The following is a 16,744-nucleotide window of genomic DNA, read 5'->3' as shown; positions in this document are numbered from 1 at the left end:
TCGACCACACATCGAGCTGGCCCTGAATTGTTCAGGCCGGCTCGGGGTCGTTCGCTGCCGGGGGCTCGGCCGGTTGACGGGTGATCTGGGTGCCCACGCCGGCATCGGTGAACAGCTCCAGCAGTACCGCGTTTTCCACCCGGCCATCCACGATATGGGCCGATGTCACCCCCGAGGCCACGGCGTCGAGCGCGCACTGGATCTTGGGCAGCATGCCGCCGTGAATCACCTCGCTGTCGATCAGTTCCCGCACCTGGCCCGGCGCCAGACCGGTCAACAGATGACCCTCGGCGTCTAGCACGCCGGGGGTATTGGTCAGCAGCATGAGCTTTTCGGCTTCCAGCACGGAGGCGATCTTGCCGGCCACCAGGTCGGCATTGATGTTGTAGCTGCGCCCGTCCGCGCCCACCCCGATCGGGGCGATCACGGGGATGAAATCGTCCGCCTCCAGGCGTTTCACGATATGCGGGTCGATATGCGACACCTCACCGACGAAGCCGAGGTCGGTATCGTCACCCACCAGCGCGAGTTTGCGGGCATGAATCAGCCCGCCGTCCTTGCCGGTCAACCCCACCGCACGGCCGCCGTGCTGGTTGATGAGATTCACGATCTCCTTGTTGACCAGCCCGCCGAGCACCATCTCGACCACGTCCATGGTTTCTTCGTCGGTGACCCGCATGCCCTTGATGAACTCGGTCTGCTTGCCGACGCGCTCCAGCAGCTTGCCGATCTGCGGGCCGCCGCCGTGCACCACCACCGGATTGAAGCCAACCAGCTTCATGAGCGCAATATCACGGGCAAAGCCGGACTTGAGTTCGGGATCGGTCATGGCGTTGCCGCCATACTTGATCACCACCGTCTTGCCGGCAAAGCGGCGGATATAGGGCAAGGCTTCGCCCAGCACGCGAGCCACGCGCGCGGCCTGTTCGGGATCGAGTGACATACGTTTGTTCTGTTCGAACGGAGTCATAGCGTCAGGAAGTTATTGCGTTCGTCGTAAAACACGAGGGTCGCCCGCCAGGGCGTCGGCAACGCGTTCGACGTGGCGCGGCAGAGTCGTTGCCGGCAGCGCCGTATGAAAAAACCAGCCGACCCGGTCGGCTTCATCACTGCAGCGCAAGTTACCGCCAACCACGGTGCACTGCCAGGTTTCCACGACAACGCCCTGACTGGGCACGCGATAGCGCCCGACATGGCGAGCGAGCGCGACCCGCAGCCCGGTTTCTTCGGCGACTTCGCGCAGCAGCGTTTTTCGCGGCGACTCGCCCGGCGCGCGCCCGCCGCCGGGCAGATTCCAGGCATCGCGATCCGTGCGGTGGCAAAGCAGCACCCGCGATGCGCGATCGAGCACGATCGCAAAAGCCGCATCGAATCGAGGCTGCATGCCGGGCGCTAACGCGTACCGGTCGAGCCAAAGCCGCCTGCGCCGCGGGCGCTGTCGTCGAAGGCTTCAACCACCTCGAGCTCGGGGGCGACAACCGGCACGAGCACGAACTGGGCAATACGCTCGCCGACATCAATGGTGAATTCGGCCGTGCCTCGGTTCCAGCAGGACACCATCAACGGCCCCTGGTAGTCGGAGTCGATCAGCCCGACCAGATTCCCCAGCACGATGCCGTGCTTATGGCCAAGCCCTGAACGTGGCAGGATCATGCCGGCCAGGTTCGGGTCGGCGATATGAACCGCGAGGCCCGTGGGAATCAGCTCGCAGTCGCCGGGGGCAAGCGTGAGGGGGGCTTCGAGCATGGCGCGCAAATCGATCCCGGCCGAACCGGCCGTGGCCCGCTGTGGCAGTTCGAAATCACGGCCCCAGCGCGGGTCGAGTACCTTGACTTGCAGGCTGGCCATCAAAACCTTCCTTCGGATGAATCGGGAAGCAGGCCGACTTCGGCGGCCATACGCTCGGCGATGAGCGCGACGAGCTGTTCGGCCAGTTCATGCTTGCTGGCCTTCGCGAGTTCACGCTCGCCGCCTTCCCAGACCACGTACAGCGCGTTGTCGTCGCGGCCGAAGGCATGCGCCGGGCCGACGATGTTGCCGGCAACCATCGACAGCTTCTTGCGCTCGCGCTTGGCCCGCGCGCTGGCCTCCATGCCCGTGGTTTCGGCGGCAAAGCCGACCGTGAACAGATAGGGATGGGCCGCGGCCACGTCGGCAATGATGTCGCGGGTGCGGGTGAGTGCGAGGCTGGTGTCGCCGTCGGACTTCTTGATCTTGTCTGCCGCTGTGGTAGCGGGACGGTAATCGGCCACCGCGGCCGCACCGATGAATATATCGGCCATGTCGATCACCGCCATCACGGCCGCATGCATATCGGCGGCCGACTGCACATCCACGCGTTCCACCCCCGGCGGAATATCGAGCGCGGTCGGCCCGGAAATGAGCGTGACGCGCGCACCCGCATCCGCGCAGGCGCTGGCCAGCGCATAGCCCATACGCCCCGAGGAATGGTTGGTGATGAAACGCACCGGATCCAGCGCTTCGCGCGTGGGCCCGGCGGTAATCACCACCTCGCGGCCGGCCAGCAGGCCGTCCTCGGCGACGGTATCGAAATAGGCCGCGATGGCGTCGCGAATCGCCTCCGGCTCGACCATGCGCCCGGCCCCGCTTTCGCGCTCGGCGAGTTCGCCGTCGGCCGGGCCCACGAAACGCACGCCGCGCGTGGCAAGCGTTTCGACATTGGCACGGGTCGCCGGATGGGCCCACATCACGTAATTCATGGCCGGCGCCACCATGACATCGGCATGGCTTGCCAGACAGAGTGTGGACAACAGATCGTCCGCGCGCCCCGCACACAGCCGTGCCAGCGTATCGGCCGAGGCCGGCGCAATCACGATCAAATCGGCCCAGCGCGCCAGCTCGATATGCCCCATGTTCAGCTCGGCCGCCTCGTCCCAGAGGCTGTCGCGCACGCCACGCCCGGACAGCGCGGCCAGCGTCATGGGCGTGATGAAGCGCTTGGCGGACTCGGTCATCACCACCTGCACTTCGGCGCCGGCCTCGACCAGCCGGCGCGTCAACGCGGCTGTCTTGTAGGCGGCGATGCTACCGGTCACGCCGAGCAGAATTTTGCGATGGGCAAGCATGGACATGGTTCGCATTGTACCTGTCTGACTGGACGACGCCCGCCTGGCACGACAGGATTATAGATTCGGCATGAAGCTATTTTCAGATTGTGCCGACAAACACCTGCCGCAACCGACGATGACCAAGGGGAAGGGCGTTGCATGGGTATCTCCGACTGGCCGGCCGCCGAGCGGCCCAGGGAAAAGCTGCTTGAGCGCGGCGCGGGCGCGCTGTCCGACGCCGAGCTGCTGGCGATCTTTCTGCGCGTGGGCGTACGCGGCGCGAGCGCGGTCGATCTCGCCCGTCAGCTGCTTAGCGAATACGAAAGCCTCGGCGCGCTGCTGGCCGCCGACCAGAAAACCTTCTGTGCGACCCGCGGGCTGGGCGTGGCCAAGTTCGCGCAGCTGCAGGCGGTTATGGAGATGGCGCGCCGCCATGCCACGGAAACCCTCGCCGAGGTCGACGTGCTGTCCGCGCCCGAGGCCACCCGGCGCTATCTCACCCTCAAGCTCGCCCATGTCCCGCACGAGGTGTTCGCCTGCGTGTTCCTGAACACCCGCAATCACGTCATCGCCTTCGAAGAGCTCTTTCGCGGCACCATCGATGGCGCGGCCGTCTATCCGCGCGAGGTGGTCAAGGCCGCGCTGCGCCACAATGCCGCGGCCGTGATCCTGGCCCACAACCACCCCTCGGGGGTCGCCGAGCCCAGCGCGGCTGATCGCGATATCACCCGTCGGCTGGCCGATGCGCTCGCGCTCGTCGATGTTCGCGTGCTCGATCATCTGGTCATCGCTGCGCGCCAGACCGTGTCTTTCGCCGAACGCGGTCTGCTGTAACCTCGATAACCCAAGGCCCGCGCGCCCGCTCAAACAGGCGTTAATGTTTCGTTAATTTAAAATTAAGATGATGTGCGCAGACAGGCTTTCTGTCCGCAGCCGGAACCGTTCCGGCACCACTGATTTGGAGTACATCATGAAAAAGACCGCGATCCTGCTTGGCGCCGCTTTTGTGCCGTTCGCCGCCATGGCGGCCCCGACCAACCACGAGGGCCCGAGCTACACGTACGTTCAGGGCGACTACATCCCCTACGGCAAGATCGACGGCACCAGCGCAGACTATGATGGTTTCGGTCTCGAAGGTTCGGCCGCGATCGTGCCGCACGTCTACGTCAAGGGCCGCTATGACCGTCTCGACGTGGATAATTCCCGTACCGACATCGACCGCGGCAGTCTCGGTGTAGGCTTGAACGACTTCTACGACTATGGCGGCGCGGAAGGCACGGGCCTGGGCTACTACGGCCAGGTGTCCTACGAACGCCTGCAGTTCGATGACGTTGTCGGCAGCGCCGACACCAGCGCCACCGGCTACGGCATCGATGCCGGCCTGCGCTGGATGGTCGACCCGGCCGTCGAGATCAACCCGAACATCGGCTATGTCGACTACGGCCGCAACTCCGGTGACGGCGTGGATCTGGGCAAGGCCGACGGCATGCGCTACAGCCTGCGCACGGTCGGCTACCTGACCGACAACCTGGCGCTGTCGGCCGAATACGCCAAGACCGACTATGACCTCAGTGCTGCCGATCTCGACTTCGGCAACGAAGTGCGCGTCGGCGCGCGTTACAGCTTCTAAGCGAACGCGTTCAGGTTCACGCGGTCGCGCGGGTGCGCGGCCGCGGTCCCGGCACCCCGCTACGGCGGGGTGTTTTATTTGAAGTAACCGACGCCCTGTTCTTTGACAGACCTCGAGCGGGTCGTCACCATCGCATTAATCCTTTTCGTTCAAACTCTTGAGCGAACACGACCATCCCGAACAACTGGACTGATCCACATGAAGAATACCGCCATCGCTCTCGGGCTCGCCGTCGTTCCGCTGGTCGGCTTTGCCGCGCCCAACGATACGCCCGGTGCTCCGAGCTACAGCTATTTCCAGGGCGACTGGGTCGTCGACGGCAATGCCAACGGCACCGGCCAGGACTACGACGGTTACGCGCTGGAAGGCTCGGTCGCGATCACGTCCCACGTATTCGTGAACGGCCGTTATGACTGGCTCGACGTGGACAGCAGTTCCTACGATGCCAACCGCACCAGCGTTGGCGTGGGCGCAAACGACTTCTACGACTTCGGCCGCGGCGACGGCACCGGCGTGGGCTACTACGGTCAGGTTTCGTTCGAACGCCTGAACCTCGATGACGTACCCGGCACCGGCGGGCGCGATGCCGATTCCAACGGCTACGGCGTCGACGCCGGCCTGCGCTGGATGGTGGATCGCCAGATCGAGATCAACCCGCATGTGGGCTGGGTCGATTACGGCACGCTCGGTGCCGGGCTGGGCAGCGCCGACGGCATGCGCTACGGGGTTCGCGCGCTGGGCTATGTGAATGACGCGATCGCCCTGACCGCCGACTTCGAAGCCACTGATATCGAAACCGCGAACCGCGATCTCGGTTTTGATAACGAGATCCGCCTCGGCGCCCGGGTGAATTTCTAGTACCCTGCCCGGCCCTGCGGGCGGCTGCGTTGTCGTGGCCGCCCGCGATTTCTGGCGCACAACGGTTGTGTCGCGCGGTTTTTGATGGTTAAATGCGCGGCTCGCTGACGCATGAGCGCGCGACCCAGGAGTTAGTCATGTCCCAGATCTGTCAGGTCACCGGCAAGAAGCCGGTTACCGGTTACAACGTCTCGCACGCCCACAACAAGACGAAACGTCGCTTCGTGCCCAACCTGCACTGGCACCGTTTCTGGGTGGAATCGGAAAAGCGCTACGTGCGCCTGCGCGTGTCTGCCAAGGGCATGCGTATCATCGACCGCCAGGGTATCGACACGGTGCTTGCCAAGATCCGCAAGCAGGAGAAAGCATAATGCGCGAAAAAGTACGCATGGTCTCGACGGCGGATACCGGGTTCTTTTACACCACGTACAAGAACAAGCGGAACACGCCCGACAAGCTCGAGATGAAGAAATACGATCCCAAGGCACGCAAGCACGTGATCTTCAAGGAAGCGAAGATCAAGTGATCTTCGCTTGATCGGCTGCGGCCGATCGGGATTAGAAAAAACCGGCCATGCGCCGGTTTTTTTGTGGGCGGCTCGAATGCGGGGGCGACCGATACTGGCGCACCTCGCACAGCGCCTCCGCATGCACGAGACGCGCCCCGTGGGGCGAGGGCAATCGCCCGCTATCGGCGTTCGAGCAGCAGATTGCCCTTGCGATCGACCGAGGCAGACCAGCCCGGCGCGATCCACGTGGTGGTCATCGTCTCGCGCAAAATCGCCGGACCATCGAAACGCTGGCCGGCGCGCAGGGCGTTACGCTCATAAACCGGCACCTCGCCGTCGCAGCCATGGACGGCGACCGTTTCGACCGGCGTCGGCACGCCCGTACCGGTTTCGATATCGGGCAGTTCGACGTCGGGCACCGGCCCAGCCCGGTGCAGGCGCAGATTGACCAGCTCCACGCTCAGATCGAACCGATGCCCGTAGCGCGCCTCGTGAGCTTCGTGAAAGGCGTCCACCAGCGCGGCCGGCTCGCGCCAGGCGAGATTGAGCGACGCGCTCTGGCCGGCATAGCGCAGATCGGCGCTCAGGCGTTCCTCGATATCGCCCGCATCGATGCCTTCTTCCACCAGTTCGTCGCGGGTGGCTTCGCGAAGCGGCGCAAGCCAGGCATCGATCCGGTCGGCGTCCATATCGACCAGCGGCTGCAGAATACTCAACGAGCGTTCGCGCGAGCGCCGGGCAACGAGCATTCCCAGCGCCGACAGCACCCCGGCAAACACGGGAATAAGCACGCGCTTCATGCCCATGCCGTCGGCCAGCGCACAGGCATGCAGCGGCCCGGCCCCGCCGAAGCAGAGCAGGCTGTCGTCGGCCACGGATTCGCCGCGTGCGACCGAAATCACCCGCAACGCGCCGGTCATCGCTTCATCGGCGATGCGCAGAATGCCCGCGGCGGCTTCTTCCACCGACATATTCAATGGTTCGGCGATACGCGCCACGGCGCGGCGCGCCGCCTGCACGTCCAGGCCCATATGCCCGCCGAGCTGGGTCGAGGCCGGCAGACGCCCGAGCACCACATGGGCGTCGGTCACCGTAGGCTGTTCGCCGCCCTTGCCATAGCAGGCCGGGCCCGGCTCGGCGCCGGCGCTCGCCGGGCCGACCTGCAGCAGCCCGCCCGCATCCAGCCAGGCAATCGAGCCGCCGCCCGCGCCGATGGTGTGCATATCCACCATGGGTACGGCGACGGGATAACCGGCGATCCGTGTCTTGCTGGTCAAGGCCAGCTCGTCGGCAACCAGGGCCACATCGCTGCTCGTACCACCCATGTCGAGGGTGAGTACACGCTCGAGTCCGGCCGAACGGGCCACGAAACGAGCGCCTAGCAGCCCGCCTGCCGGGCCCGAGAGCAACAGGTTCACGGCGTTGTCGGCGGCCTGATCGACGCCGACCGTGCCGGCCGCGCCGTGCATGATGGCCACCCGTTCGAGCGCGCCCTCGAGGCGGCGCAGATAGCCGCCCACGGTCGGCCCGAGCGCGGCGTTGAGCCAGGTCGCGATGCCGCGTTCGTATTCGCCGTATTCGGGCAGTACCCGGCTGCCGCGGGCAATGGCGAGATCCGGCAACGCCCGACGCAGCGCGGATTCGATCGCGGCCTCGTCGTCGCCGTTCAGAAACGCGAACAGCAGGTTGATGGCCACCGCCTCGACGCCGGCATCGCGCAGCTGTTCGACGAGGGCATCGCACATCGCCTCGTTAAGCGCGATGATCGACTGCCCCTGCGCGTCGAGCCGGGCATCCACTTCGAAACACAGCTCGGGCGCCACCGGTACCGGATTGGGCGCGGGTTCGAGGGCATACAGCTCGCGCCGGGCCTGACGGCCGATGGTCAGCACGTCGGCAAAGCCGGTATTCGCGATATAGGCCGTACGCGCCAGATTGTTTTCCAGCACGGCGTTGGTCGCCACGGTGGAGCCGTGCACGATCCGCCAATCGGCCGCGGCCTCGCCGGCAAAATGACGTACGCCGTCGATCACGGCCTGCTCGGGCGCGTCCGGGGTGGAGGGAATCTTGTAGACCGCCAGGGCGCCCTGCTCGCGGGCGATCACGTCAGTGAACGTTCCGCCGGTATCCACGCCCAGCTCGCCGGCGCTGCGTGAACCGGATTGCGACTTTGTCGAACGATCGTCGTGGTTTAGGGTCATGATCCTGTCAGCGGATGATTCGACCGCCCGCTATCCGTTTCATAGGAATAGACGCGGTCGCTGTGCCGGGAAATCACCATGGAAAGCGATTTGAAGCTCGTAGCGCAAGGGCTGGTCCGCGATTATGCCGGCCGGCGCGCGGTCGACGGCGTGGATCTGTCGCTCGCCCAGGGCGAGGTGCTGGGCCTGCTCGGGCCCAACGGCGCCGGCAAGTCCACCACCCTGCGCATGCTCGCGGGCACGCTGGCCCCCGGCGCGGGGCGCGTCGAGATCGCCGGCTTCGACATGGCCCGGTCGCCGCTGCAGGCCAAGCGTCATCTGGGCTATCTACCCGAGCATCCGCCGGTCTATGCCGAACTCACCGTCGATGAATACCTGACCTTCTGTGCGCGACTGCACGGCATCGCCCGGCGCCAGCGGCGTGCGGCGATCGATCAGGCCAAGGCCGACTGCGGGCTCGAAGACGTGGGCCGGCGCCTGATCGGCAACCTGTCCAAGGGCTATCAGCAGCGCGTGGGCATCGCCCAGGCGATCGTACATCGCCCGGACGTGCTCATCTTCGACGAGCCCACCGCCGGGCTCGACCCGAACCAGCTACGCGGCATTCGCGAGCTGGTCGCCCGGCTGGCGACCCGCCATAGCGTGATCGTATCCAGTCATATCCTCTCGGAAATCGAGGCAGTGGCAGCGCGGGTGGTGATCTTGCATCACGGCCGGATCGTGCTCGACGAGCGCCCCCGCGGTATCGAGCAGGCACCGTCGGTGGTCGATATCATGCTGCGCGCCAGCCCCGATCACGACACGCTGGCCGCCATTGCCGGCGTAAAGTCGGTGGAATCCATCGGCGACGGGCGCTGGCGTATCGTCTCCGAGGCCGGGCGCGATATTCGCGGCGCGCTGGCCGAAACCGCCGTACATCGCGGCTGGCAGCTGCTGGAGATGCGCAGCCATACGCCCGACCTGGAAAGTCGTTTTCGCGAACTCACCCGCGACCGCCCGGACCACGCTGCATGAACGCCACCCGCGCCATCACCGCTCACGAACTCAACCGGCTGTTCGTCTCGCCGCTGTCCTGGACACTGCTGGCCGTCACCCAGCTGTTGCTGGGCATTCTGTTTGCCCTGTCGCTGACCGATATCAGCCTCAACCCGCAGACCGTGGGCGAATACGACGGCATTTCGGCGATCGTGGGCGGCGGCGTGTTTCGTTTCGCCACGGTGGTGCTGTTGCTGGTGGTGCCGCTTCTGACCATGCGCGCCTTCGCCGAAGAGCGTAAGAGCGGCAATCTCGATCTCATGCTGGCCGCCCCCGCGCCGCTCTGGGCCATCGTGCTCGGCAAGTTCGCTGCGGTCATGGGCTATCTGAGCCTGATGTTCGTGCTCATCGCCGCCATGCCTTTGTCCTTGGCACTGTTCACGCCCCTGGACCTCGGCCTGCTGAGCGCCGGACTGATCGGCCTGTGGCTGGTCATGGCCGCGTTTTCGGCCATCGGCCTGTTCGTGTCGTCGCTCACCCGCGAGCCCACGCTGGCTGCGGTGGCCACGCTCGGCGTGCTCATGCTGCTGTGGCTGTTCTATGCCGTGTCGACATTCGACTGGCAGCCGGTGGTGCTCGGCACCACGCTGCCGGTTGGCGATATCGCCCATGCCCTGTCGCTGATCGGCCACCACGATGCCCTGCTGCGCGGCGTGTTCTCGAGCGCCGACGTGCTCTACTTCCTGATATTCACCCTGTGTTTTCTCGCCCTGACCGTGGTGCGACTCGATATGGATCGCCACTGATGCGTGCCAGTCACGGCCTGTCGCTTGCACTGATCGTCGTCGCCGCCCTCCTGGCCGGCGCGCTCAGCCAGCGTTTTTCGATCAGCGCGGACTGGACCGCCGGCAACCGCAATTCCCTGTCGCCGGCCAGCCAGCAGGTACTGGATGCCCTCGACGCAGGGCCGGTTTCGTTCACCGCCTATATCTACCCCGGCCCGCGCCGCGCCGAGGTCGCCGAACAGCTGGCCCGCTATACCCGCGCCGGTTCGCAGGTGCGTCTGGACTTTGTCGACCCGGCCCGCGACCCGCAGCAGGTGCGCGCGCTGGGCATCGGCGACAAGGGCGCCGTTCAGATCCGCTACCAGGGCCGCAGCCAGACAGTCACCGACTTCAGCGAAAAAAGCGTGACCAACGCGCTGCAGAAGCTATCGGTGGCCAAGGACCAGTGGGTGGTGTTTCTGTCCGGACACGGCGAGCGCTCGCCCGCCGACAAATCCAACGGCGGCTACAGCGAACTCGCCGCCGCGCTCGATGCCCAGGGCATGACCACCCGCAGCCTGAATATCGCCGAGGCAGCGGCCATTCCTGATAACGCGGCGCTGGTGGTCATCGCCAGTCCCCAGCGCAGCATGCTGCCCGGCGAAATCCGCATGCTGCGCGACTATGTCGAGCGCGGCGGTGCCCTGCTCTGGGCCGACGATCCCGGCCCGCGCTATGGCCTGGAACCGCTGGCCCGCGATCTGGGCCTGAGCTGGCTGCCCGGTACGGTCATCTACCCGGATTTTCGCGAGCTGGGCACCGGCCACCCGGCCATCGCCCTGGTCGCCAACTATCCGAATACGCCGATCACCGAGAACCTCAACCAGATCGGCCTGTTTCCCTATGCCGGCGCGCTGGCACGGCTCAATAACGCCGCCACAAACGACTGGAAAGCCGACACCTTTCTGCGTTCAAGCACGCGCAGCTGGCTGGAGACCGGGCCGATCGACGGCCAGCAGAGCCTGACCTTCCAACCCGACCAGGGCGATATCCGCGGCCCGCTGGATATGGGCATCGCGCTGAGCCGTGCCGTAGACACCGACGCCGGCCAGTTCGCACAGCGCGTGGCCGTCATCGCCGACAGCGACTTCATGACCAATGGCCATCTCGAGCGGCTCGGCAACCGCCCGCTCGCCCTCGCCCTGTTCCAGTGGCTGGCCTTTCGCGATGCCCAGATCGCGGTCGATGTCGCCAAGGCACCGGACACCCGCCTGCAGCTCAGCCCGGCCCAGATTCGCGGCTTCTGGTGGGTCTATGTGCTGATCCTGCCGCTCGTGCTCATCGGCTTCGGGCTGTTGCGCTGGCAACGCCGACGCCGCCGGTGATCAGGGCATGAATCGCAGGCGCCTGATTTTCAATGCGGTCCTGGTTGCCGGCATCGTCGTGCTCGCCATCCTGCTGTGGCTGTTCCGCACGCCCCCGCCCCAGCCGCCGGAAACCGTTTCTGCCATCGCCCCCGACGCACTCACCCATATGGAGGTGCATCTGTCCGATGCCGTGGTCGAGCTGGATCGCGCCAATCCCGAGGCCGACTGGCGGCTGCAGCAGCCGATTGCCGCACCCGCCGATGCCGCGCCGATACAGGCCCTGCTGGCCCTGGCCGAAGCCACGCCCAGCCAGCGCTATGAACGCGGCGCGATCGACGAGCGCACCACCGGCCTCGACGACCCGGCGCTGGTGGTGCGCTTCAACGGTCAGGCCCCCATTCTGGTGGGCAACGAGGGCCCGGCACCGGCCAGCCGCTATGTCGCCACGCCGCATGCCCTGCTACTGGTCAAGGCCGAACGTCTGGCCCGGCTACCGACCAACTGGCGCAACTGGGTCTCGCCCACCCTCCTCGCCGACGATGCACAGCTGACCCAGCTCATCCTGCCGCGGCTCACGCTTGCGCGCAGCGATACCGGCGGCTGGCAGGTGGAGCCGAAAAGCGCCGATCGCGGCGCCGACTATGCCCAGGCCACGATCGATGCCTGGCGCCACAGCCGTGCGCTGTCACTCGAACCCGTGGATGCCTCACGCGCCCGTATCGCCCGCGTGACCCTGCGCTACGCCGACGAACATATCCGGCGCCTGGACGTCATCGAACGCGAGCCCGAGCTCATCCTGCGCGACGACGAGCGCGGCATCGACTACCACTTCGCCCCGCATCTGGCCGGGCCCCTGCTGGACATGCAGCATCCGGACACGCTCGGCGCCGGGCGTGGGCGCAGCCTGCAACCCTCGGCCATTCCGTTGACCCCGGACGGCGACACGGCCAACACCACGCCAGCCACCGACTGAACGTAATTGATCGGCTGGCCACGCACCCATGTCGGCCCCAGGCTGCTGATTCGACACGTTCGAATCAGGCGGATTTCTCGGCGCGCCGTGCGCTGAACTGCAACACGCCCGTAAGCATCGCGGGCAAAAAGGTCACGGTCGTGGCCATGGTAAACAACAGCCCGAACATCACGATCGCCCCCAGGCCGCGATAAAGCTCGGTGCCGGCGCCCGGCAGAAATACCAGCGGCGCCAGCCCGAAGGTGGTGGTGATGGTGGTCATGAGGATCGGGCGCAGCCGCACGGCCACCGCATCCTGTACCGCCTCGATTGCGGCCATGCCGGCGGCCACGTTGGCGCGGGCGCGCTCGACGATGAGAATCGGGTTGTTCACCACCGTACCCACCAGAATGAGAAAGCCGAGCATGGTAATCAGGTCAAAAGGCTGCGACAGCGCTGTGAGGCCGACCAGCGGCAACAGCGCGCCGACGCCGTTGAGCATGGCAAGCCCGACCACGCCGCCGGCGATCCCCAGCGGCACGCTGGTGAGAATGAGCAGCGGATACCCCCAGTGGGAGAAGATCGCCACCAGCAGCAGATAGCACACCCCGATGGCGACCATATAGTTGCCCATGAGCGCATCGCGGGTGACTTCCAGCTCGTCGCTGGCGCCCGAGATATCGAGTGCGAGTGACGCATCGATCGCGCCCTGCTCGCGCAGATGGTCGATCACCTCGCGGTTGACCCGATCCACGCCGGCTTCCAGCGGTACGCTGGAGGGCGGGATGACCCGAATGGTGACCGTACGCCGGCTATCCAGGCGTCGTATCACGTCGGTATCCACCGTGGGTACGACATCGGCGAGTGCGACGACCGGCAGCACGCCCGCACTCGTGGCAATCGGCAGACGCGATATCGCATCCACGCTGTCGGGCTTGCCGGCTGCATCGTAGAGATAGATATCGACCTTGTCGTCGGAGAAGAAATACTCATCGACATAGGCGCCGTCGGTGAGCGCGGCGATCGTATAGCCCATATCGGCCGCATCGAGACCCAGCTCGGCGATACGCGCATGGTCGGGCTCGATACGCAGCAGCGGCTGGCCAAGCGTGAGCGTGGACGGCTCGGCCAGCACCTGCGGGTTGTCGAACACCGCGTTGGCACGGGCATAGATCGCCTCGGCCGCGGCATAGATCGTGGCCAGATCCGCGCCCGATATGTCGATATTGATCGCCCGCGTGCCGCCGTCGTTCGACGAGATGATCGAACCCTTGGTGGAGAAGGCCCGCATGCCGGGATAAGCCTCGAAACTTTCATTGAAAGCGTTCATGAGCGCGCCGATCTCGCGGTCGTTGACCGGCTCGGCGATCACGCGCAGCTGATTGGTGGTCACGCTCATGTTCAGATAGGCGATCGCCGGCAGGGCGCCGTCGTCGGCTTCGATATCGCCGTTTTCATCCGGCACATAGCGCATGAAGCGTGCGCGCAGCTCCTCGGCAATATCGCCCAGTTCGGTGAGGTTGTAGCCGGCCGGCGGCAGCATGGAAGAAAACGTCTTCGCCTCCTCGCCGTCGGGCAGATATTCCGCCGGCGGCGTGAGCACGAACACGCCCACGCCCAGCGCGCCGGCAATGGATGCCATGGTCAGATAACGCCGCGAACGCACGGCGGTAATCCAGGCACACAGGGCGAGCACGCCGCGCGATACGGGCCCGTTCGCGGTATCGGCCGCGCCGGAATTGCGCGGCAGAATACGGGCCGCCGCGGTCGGCACCACCATGATCGCGACCAGCATCGATACCAGAATCGCCGCCGAAATGGCGATCGAGATATCCGAGAACAGCTGGCCGGCCTTCTGGGTGATGAACAACACCGGCGCGAACACCATCACTGTGGTCAGCGTGGAGGCCAGCACGGCCGGCCACACTTCGCGTACGCCATCGATGGCTGCCTGCCAGCGGCGTGCGCCTTCGCTGCGCTTGCGGGCGATGTTTTCGAGTACGACGATGCTGTTGTCCAGCGTCATGCCGATGGCAAAAGCGATACCGGCCAGCGAGATCACGTTGATGGTGCGCCCGAACGCCGCCAGGCCAATGAACGCTGCGATCGCGCAGATGGGAATACCCAGAATCGCGATCAGCGTGGCGTAGACCGAGCGCAGGAACACGAACATCACGATCGCGGCAAGCACGGCGCCGATCGCCAGATTGCGATAGACACTGGCAATGGAGGCGCTCACATAGCGCACGTCGTCCGAGGTCAGGCGCATGCGCATGCCCGCCGGCTCGAGCACGCTGGCATTGAGTTCGGGCAGCAGCGCGAGCATGTCGCGCTTGATATCGATCACGTTAGAGCCCGGCTGGCGGCGCACCTGCAGGTTGACCACCGGCTGGTCGTTGTAGAAGCCCAGCTCGCGGACTTCGGCATGGTCGAGCTGAATTTCTGCCACGTCGCCGAGCGTGGTCACCGCGTCGCCGCGCCGTGAAAGAACCACCCCGGCCAGGCCCGACACATCGTCGAAACGGCCGACCGTACGCACCAGATAGCGCCGCTTGCCGGCATCCATATCGCCGCCGGAAATATCCTGGTTGCGGGCACGAATCGCATCGCGCACGTCGGTCATCGAGATGTTGCGGGCCGCCAGCTTCGACGGGTCGATATGAATCTGCACCTGGCGTTCGGCGCCGCCGCCGACCTGCACGTCCGCTACGCCCTCGACGCGCTCCATGCGTCGGCGCACCTCGTCGTCGACGAAGTCGCGCATGAACGCCATGTCCAGCCCGGCCGGGTTGCCGGCCTCGGCCGCCACGCTCAGATACATGAAGGAATTCTGGGAAAACGACGCCGCGACCACCTCCGGCTCGTTCACATCCTCGGGGTAGCTGGGCACCTGCATGAGCGCATTGGTGACCCGGATGAGCGCTTCGTTGACGTCGGTGGAGAAGGGAAACTCCAGCTCGATCTCGGCCTCGCCGGTCTTGGCCTCGGCGCTCATGCGCTGCAGGCCGATGATATTGGCGAGATATTCCTCCTGCTCGATGAGGATTTCGTTTTCCACGTCCTGCGGCGTGGCCCCCGGCCAGCTGGTGGTCACGGTGATCGTGCGCACCGCCAGATCGGGAATCATCTGTACGGGAATGCGCATCGCCGCGAGCACGCCGAACAGACAGATCAGCAGCACGACGATGGTCATCAGCGTGCCGCGCTTGATCAGCGCTTCGAACATCGATCAGCCCCCGGGCTGCGAAAGCCGCAGGCTTCGGCCATCGTTGCCCGGCGGGTCGGCCGATGGCCCAGCCGAGGCGGATCGCTCGTCGCGTATGCGCACCGGCTGCCCGGCTTCCAGGCTTTCGTTGCCGCGCACCACCACGCGATCGCCGGCCTCGAGACCGTCGAGCACTTCCACCTCGTTGTTCGCGCTGCGCCCGAGCGAAACCTGGCGCTTGACCGCGCGCAGGGTACCGTCGTCGCCTTCGCGCACCAGCCACATGCGTGTGCCCCCGCCGGGCACACGTACCAGCGCATCCCGGGGCGCGATCACCACGGCTTCGGCGCTTGCAAGTTCCAGCATTGCCTTGGCCGACATGCCGGGGGTGAGTGCGCCGTCACGGTTGTCCACGAACATGCGCACCAGAAAACTGCGGGCCGTGGCATCGCTGGCGCCCACGATCACGTCCACCTTTGCATTAATCGGCGCGTCGATCGGCGTTTCCGGTTCCACCCGCACGCCCATGCCCGGCTCGATGAGCCCGAAATACTGCTGCGGCGCGGATACGTCCAGGCGCAGCGTATCGGTGGCCACCAGCGATACCGCCGGCGTGGTCTGGGCCACGTATTCGCCGGGGTCGACGCGGCGTGCACGTACCACGCCGTCGAAGGGCGCGATCAGCGTATGCCTTGCCAGGCGTTCGCGCTGGGCCGCCACTTCGGCGCGCAGGCGTTGCACCGCCGCCGCGCGTACCGCCACCTGCGAACGCCGGGCTTCCAGTTCGCTTTGCGACACCGCGCCGCGCCCGGCCAGACGATCGGCTTCGCGCAGCAGTCGTCGTGCTTCTTCGAGCTGGGCGGCGGCTTCGTCGGCCGAGGCCTGGAGCGTGTCCAGTTCCAGCCTGGAAAGCGCCCGGTCGAGTTCGATGAGCGTATCGCCGGCCTTGACCCGGTCGCCGGCATCCACGGCCACCGTTTCGACCAGACCGGCGATACGCGGCGTTACGTCGGCATCCCGGGGCGAGGTGAGCGTGCCGTAGAGCGGCACCGTCTGCTGCCAGCGGCGCTCGTCCACGCGCACCGTATCCACCACCGCCGGCTCGGCCGCGGCCAGCACCGCGCTGGTCAAACCCATGAACGCCGCCAGCAGCCAGCGCACGAATTGATTCTGCGCGGCGCGGCGCGGCGCCTGTATGCGATCGCTCACCCTGCCC

Annotated in this window: 16 protein-coding genes; 9 read left to right on the top strand and 7 right to left on the bottom strand. The window is 66.0% G+C overall.

Going from position 1 to position 16,744, the window contains the following annotated elements; genetic code table 11:
* Positions 1-31: 31 nt before the first annotated feature.
* From argB to coaBC, 4 genes are read right to left on the bottom strand one after another with little or no spacing between them, the layout of a single operon-like run.
* A complete protein-coding gene (gene argB / locus CMN27_RS01930; RefSeq protein ID WP_366515387.1) occupies positions 32-943 on the bottom strand; it encodes an acetylglutamate kinase in 912 nt (303 codons plus the stop codon).
* A 39-nt stretch (positions 944-982) separates the two neighbouring features.
* Positions 983-1,384, bottom strand: a complete 402-nt coding sequence (locus tag CMN27_RS17410; protein WP_366515386.1) for an NUDIX domain-containing protein — start codon at positions 1,382-1,384, stop codon at positions 983-985.
* Between the two features lie 8 nt (positions 1,385-1,392).
* On the bottom strand, positions 1,393-1,848 hold the full coding sequence (gene dut / locus CMN27_RS01920; protein WP_366515385.1) for a dUTP diphosphatase: 456 nt from the start codon (positions 1,846-1,848) through the stop codon (positions 1,393-1,395).
* A complete protein-coding gene (coaBC, locus tag CMN27_RS01915) occupies positions 1,848-3,092 on the bottom strand; it encodes a bifunctional phosphopantothenoylcysteine decarboxylase/phosphopantothenate--cysteine ligase CoaBC (protein ID WP_293623713.1) in 1,245 nt (414 codons plus the stop codon). Before coaBC ends, dut begins: the two co-directional genes overlap by 1 nt.
* Before the next feature lie 135 nt (positions 3,093-3,227).
* Between coaBC and radC the strand changes: the two genes are divergently transcribed.
* The 5 genes from radC (at position 3,228) to rpmG (ending at position 6,082) form a co-directional block, all read left to right on the top strand.
* A complete protein-coding gene (gene radC, locus CMN27_RS01910) occupies positions 3,228-3,902 on the top strand; it encodes a DNA repair protein RadC (RefSeq protein WP_293623712.1) in 675 nt (224 codons plus the stop codon).
* A gap of 136 nt (positions 3,903-4,038) precedes the next feature.
* Positions 4,039-4,698 (top strand): hypothetical protein, encoded by a 660-nt coding sequence (locus CMN27_RS01905; RefSeq protein ID WP_293623711.1) that lies wholly within the window; start codon positions 4,039-4,041, stop codon positions 4,696-4,698.
* 198 nt (positions 4,699-4,896) lie between these two features.
* Entirely contained in the window at positions 4,897-5,556 is a 660-nt protein-coding gene (locus CMN27_RS01900; RefSeq protein WP_293623710.1) for a hypothetical protein, read from the top strand.
* Between the two features lie 137 nt (positions 5,557-5,693).
* Positions 5,694-5,927, top strand: coding sequence for a 50S ribosomal protein L28 (gene rpmB / locus CMN27_RS01895; RefSeq protein WP_006912358.1), 234 nt, complete (start codon positions 5,694-5,696; stop codon positions 5,925-5,927).
* A complete protein-coding gene (rpmG, locus tag CMN27_RS01890; protein ID WP_293623709.1) occupies positions 5,927-6,082 on the top strand; it encodes a 50S ribosomal protein L33 in 156 nt (51 codons plus the stop codon). Before rpmB ends, rpmG begins: the two co-directional genes overlap by 1 nt.
* Positions 6,083-6,243: 161 nt before the next feature.
* On the opposite strand, the gene CMN27_RS01885 is transcribed toward rpmG, so the two are convergent.
* Positions 6,244-8,265: a hydantoinase/oxoprolinase family protein gene (locus CMN27_RS01885; protein ID WP_293623708.1), complete on the bottom strand. Its 2,022-nt coding sequence runs from the start codon at positions 8,263-8,265 to the stop codon at positions 6,244-6,246.
* A gap of 78 nt (positions 8,266-8,343) precedes the next feature.
* Here CMN27_RS01885 and CMN27_RS01880 point away from each other — a divergent pair, with 78 nt between their 5' ends.
* From CMN27_RS01880 to CMN27_RS01865, 4 genes are read left to right on the top strand one after another with little or no spacing between them, the layout of a single operon-like run.
* Positions 8,344-9,279, top strand: a complete 936-nt coding sequence (locus CMN27_RS01880; protein WP_293623707.1) for an ATP-binding cassette domain-containing protein — start codon at positions 8,344-8,346, stop codon at positions 9,277-9,279.
* On the top strand, positions 9,276-10,046 hold the full coding sequence (locus CMN27_RS01875) for an ABC transporter permease (protein ID WP_293623706.1): 771 nt from the start codon (positions 9,276-9,278) through the stop codon (positions 10,044-10,046). Before CMN27_RS01880 ends, CMN27_RS01875 begins: the two co-directional genes overlap by 4 nt.
* Positions 10,046-11,389: a GldG family protein gene (locus CMN27_RS01870; RefSeq protein WP_293623705.1), complete on the top strand. Its 1,344-nt coding sequence runs from the start codon at positions 10,046-10,048 to the stop codon at positions 11,387-11,389. Before CMN27_RS01875 ends, CMN27_RS01870 begins: the two co-directional genes overlap by 1 nt.
* Positions 11,390-11,396: 7 nt before the next feature.
* Positions 11,397-12,344 carry a DUF4340 domain-containing protein gene (locus tag CMN27_RS01865; protein ID WP_293623704.1) on the top strand — a complete coding sequence of 316 codons (948 nt, stop codon included), beginning with the start codon at positions 11,397-11,399 and terminating at the stop codon, positions 12,342-12,344.
* A gap of 64 nt (positions 12,345-12,408) precedes the next feature.
* Here CMN27_RS01865 and CMN27_RS01860 read toward each other — a convergent pair whose 3' ends face one another.
* Together CMN27_RS01860 and CMN27_RS01855 are read right to left on the bottom strand one after the other, a co-directional pair.
* Positions 12,409-15,549: an efflux RND transporter permease subunit gene (locus CMN27_RS01860; protein WP_293623703.1), complete on the bottom strand. Its 3,141-nt coding sequence runs from the start codon at positions 15,547-15,549 to the stop codon at positions 12,409-12,411.
* Positions 15,550-15,552: 3 nt separating this feature from the next.
* A complete protein-coding gene (locus tag CMN27_RS01855; protein ID WP_293623702.1) occupies positions 15,553-16,737 on the bottom strand; it encodes an efflux RND transporter periplasmic adaptor subunit in 1,185 nt (394 codons plus the stop codon).
* Positions 16,738-16,744 lie beyond the last annotated feature (7 nt).

The organism is Salinisphaera sp., assembly GCF_002729955.1.
Classification (GTDB): domain Bacteria; phylum Pseudomonadota; class Gammaproteobacteria; order Nevskiales; family Salinisphaeraceae; genus Salinisphaera.
Note: the sequence above shows the minus strand (reverse complement) of the source record. Positions and strands in the feature narration are given on the sequence as shown.

Bases quoted from the DNA above. Each gene is read 5' to 3' on its own strand.
- argB (WP_366515387.1), bottom strand. From the start codon at position 943: ATGTCACTCGATCCCGAACAGGCCGCGCGCGTGGCTCGCGTGCTGGGC.
- CMN27_RS17410 (WP_366515386.1), bottom strand. From the start codon at position 1,384: ATGCAGCCTCGATTCGATGCGGCTTTTGCGATCGTGCTCGATCGCGCA.
- dut (WP_366515385.1), bottom strand. From the start codon at position 1,848: ATGGCCAGCCTGCAAGTCAAGGTACTCGACCCGCGCTGGGGCCGTGAT.
- coaBC (WP_293623713.1), bottom strand. From the start codon at position 3,092: ATGTCCATGCTTGCCCATCGCAAAATTCTGCTCGGCGTGACCGGTAGC.
- radC (WP_293623712.1), top strand. From the start codon at position 3,228: ATGGGTATCTCCGACTGGCCGGCCGCCGAGCGGCCCAGGGAAAAGCTG.
- CMN27_RS01905 (WP_293623711.1), top strand. From the start codon at position 4,039: ATGAAAAAGACCGCGATCCTGCTTGGCGCCGCTTTTGTGCCGTTCGCC.
- CMN27_RS01900 (WP_293623710.1), top strand. From the start codon at position 4,897: ATGAAGAATACCGCCATCGCTCTCGGGCTCGCCGTCGTTCCGCTGGTC.
- rpmB (WP_006912358.1), top strand. From the start codon at position 5,694: ATGTCCCAGATCTGTCAGGTCACCGGCAAGAAGCCGGTTACCGGTTAC.
- rpmG (WP_293623709.1), top strand. From the start codon at position 5,927: ATGCGCGAAAAAGTACGCATGGTCTCGACGGCGGATACCGGGTTCTTT.
- CMN27_RS01885 (WP_293623708.1), bottom strand. From the start codon at position 8,265: ATGACCCTAAACCACGACGATCGTTCGACAAAGTCGCAATCCGGTTCA.
- CMN27_RS01880 (WP_293623707.1), top strand. From the start codon at position 8,344: ATGGAAAGCGATTTGAAGCTCGTAGCGCAAGGGCTGGTCCGCGATTAT.
- CMN27_RS01875 (WP_293623706.1), top strand. From the start codon at position 9,276: ATGAACGCCACCCGCGCCATCACCGCTCACGAACTCAACCGGCTGTTC.
- CMN27_RS01870 (WP_293623705.1), top strand. From the start codon at position 10,046: ATGCGTGCCAGTCACGGCCTGTCGCTTGCACTGATCGTCGTCGCCGCC.
- CMN27_RS01865 (WP_293623704.1), top strand. From the start codon at position 11,397: ATGAATCGCAGGCGCCTGATTTTCAATGCGGTCCTGGTTGCCGGCATC.
- CMN27_RS01860 (WP_293623703.1), bottom strand. From the start codon at position 15,549: ATGTTCGAAGCGCTGATCAAGCGCGGCACGCTGATGACCATCGTCGTG.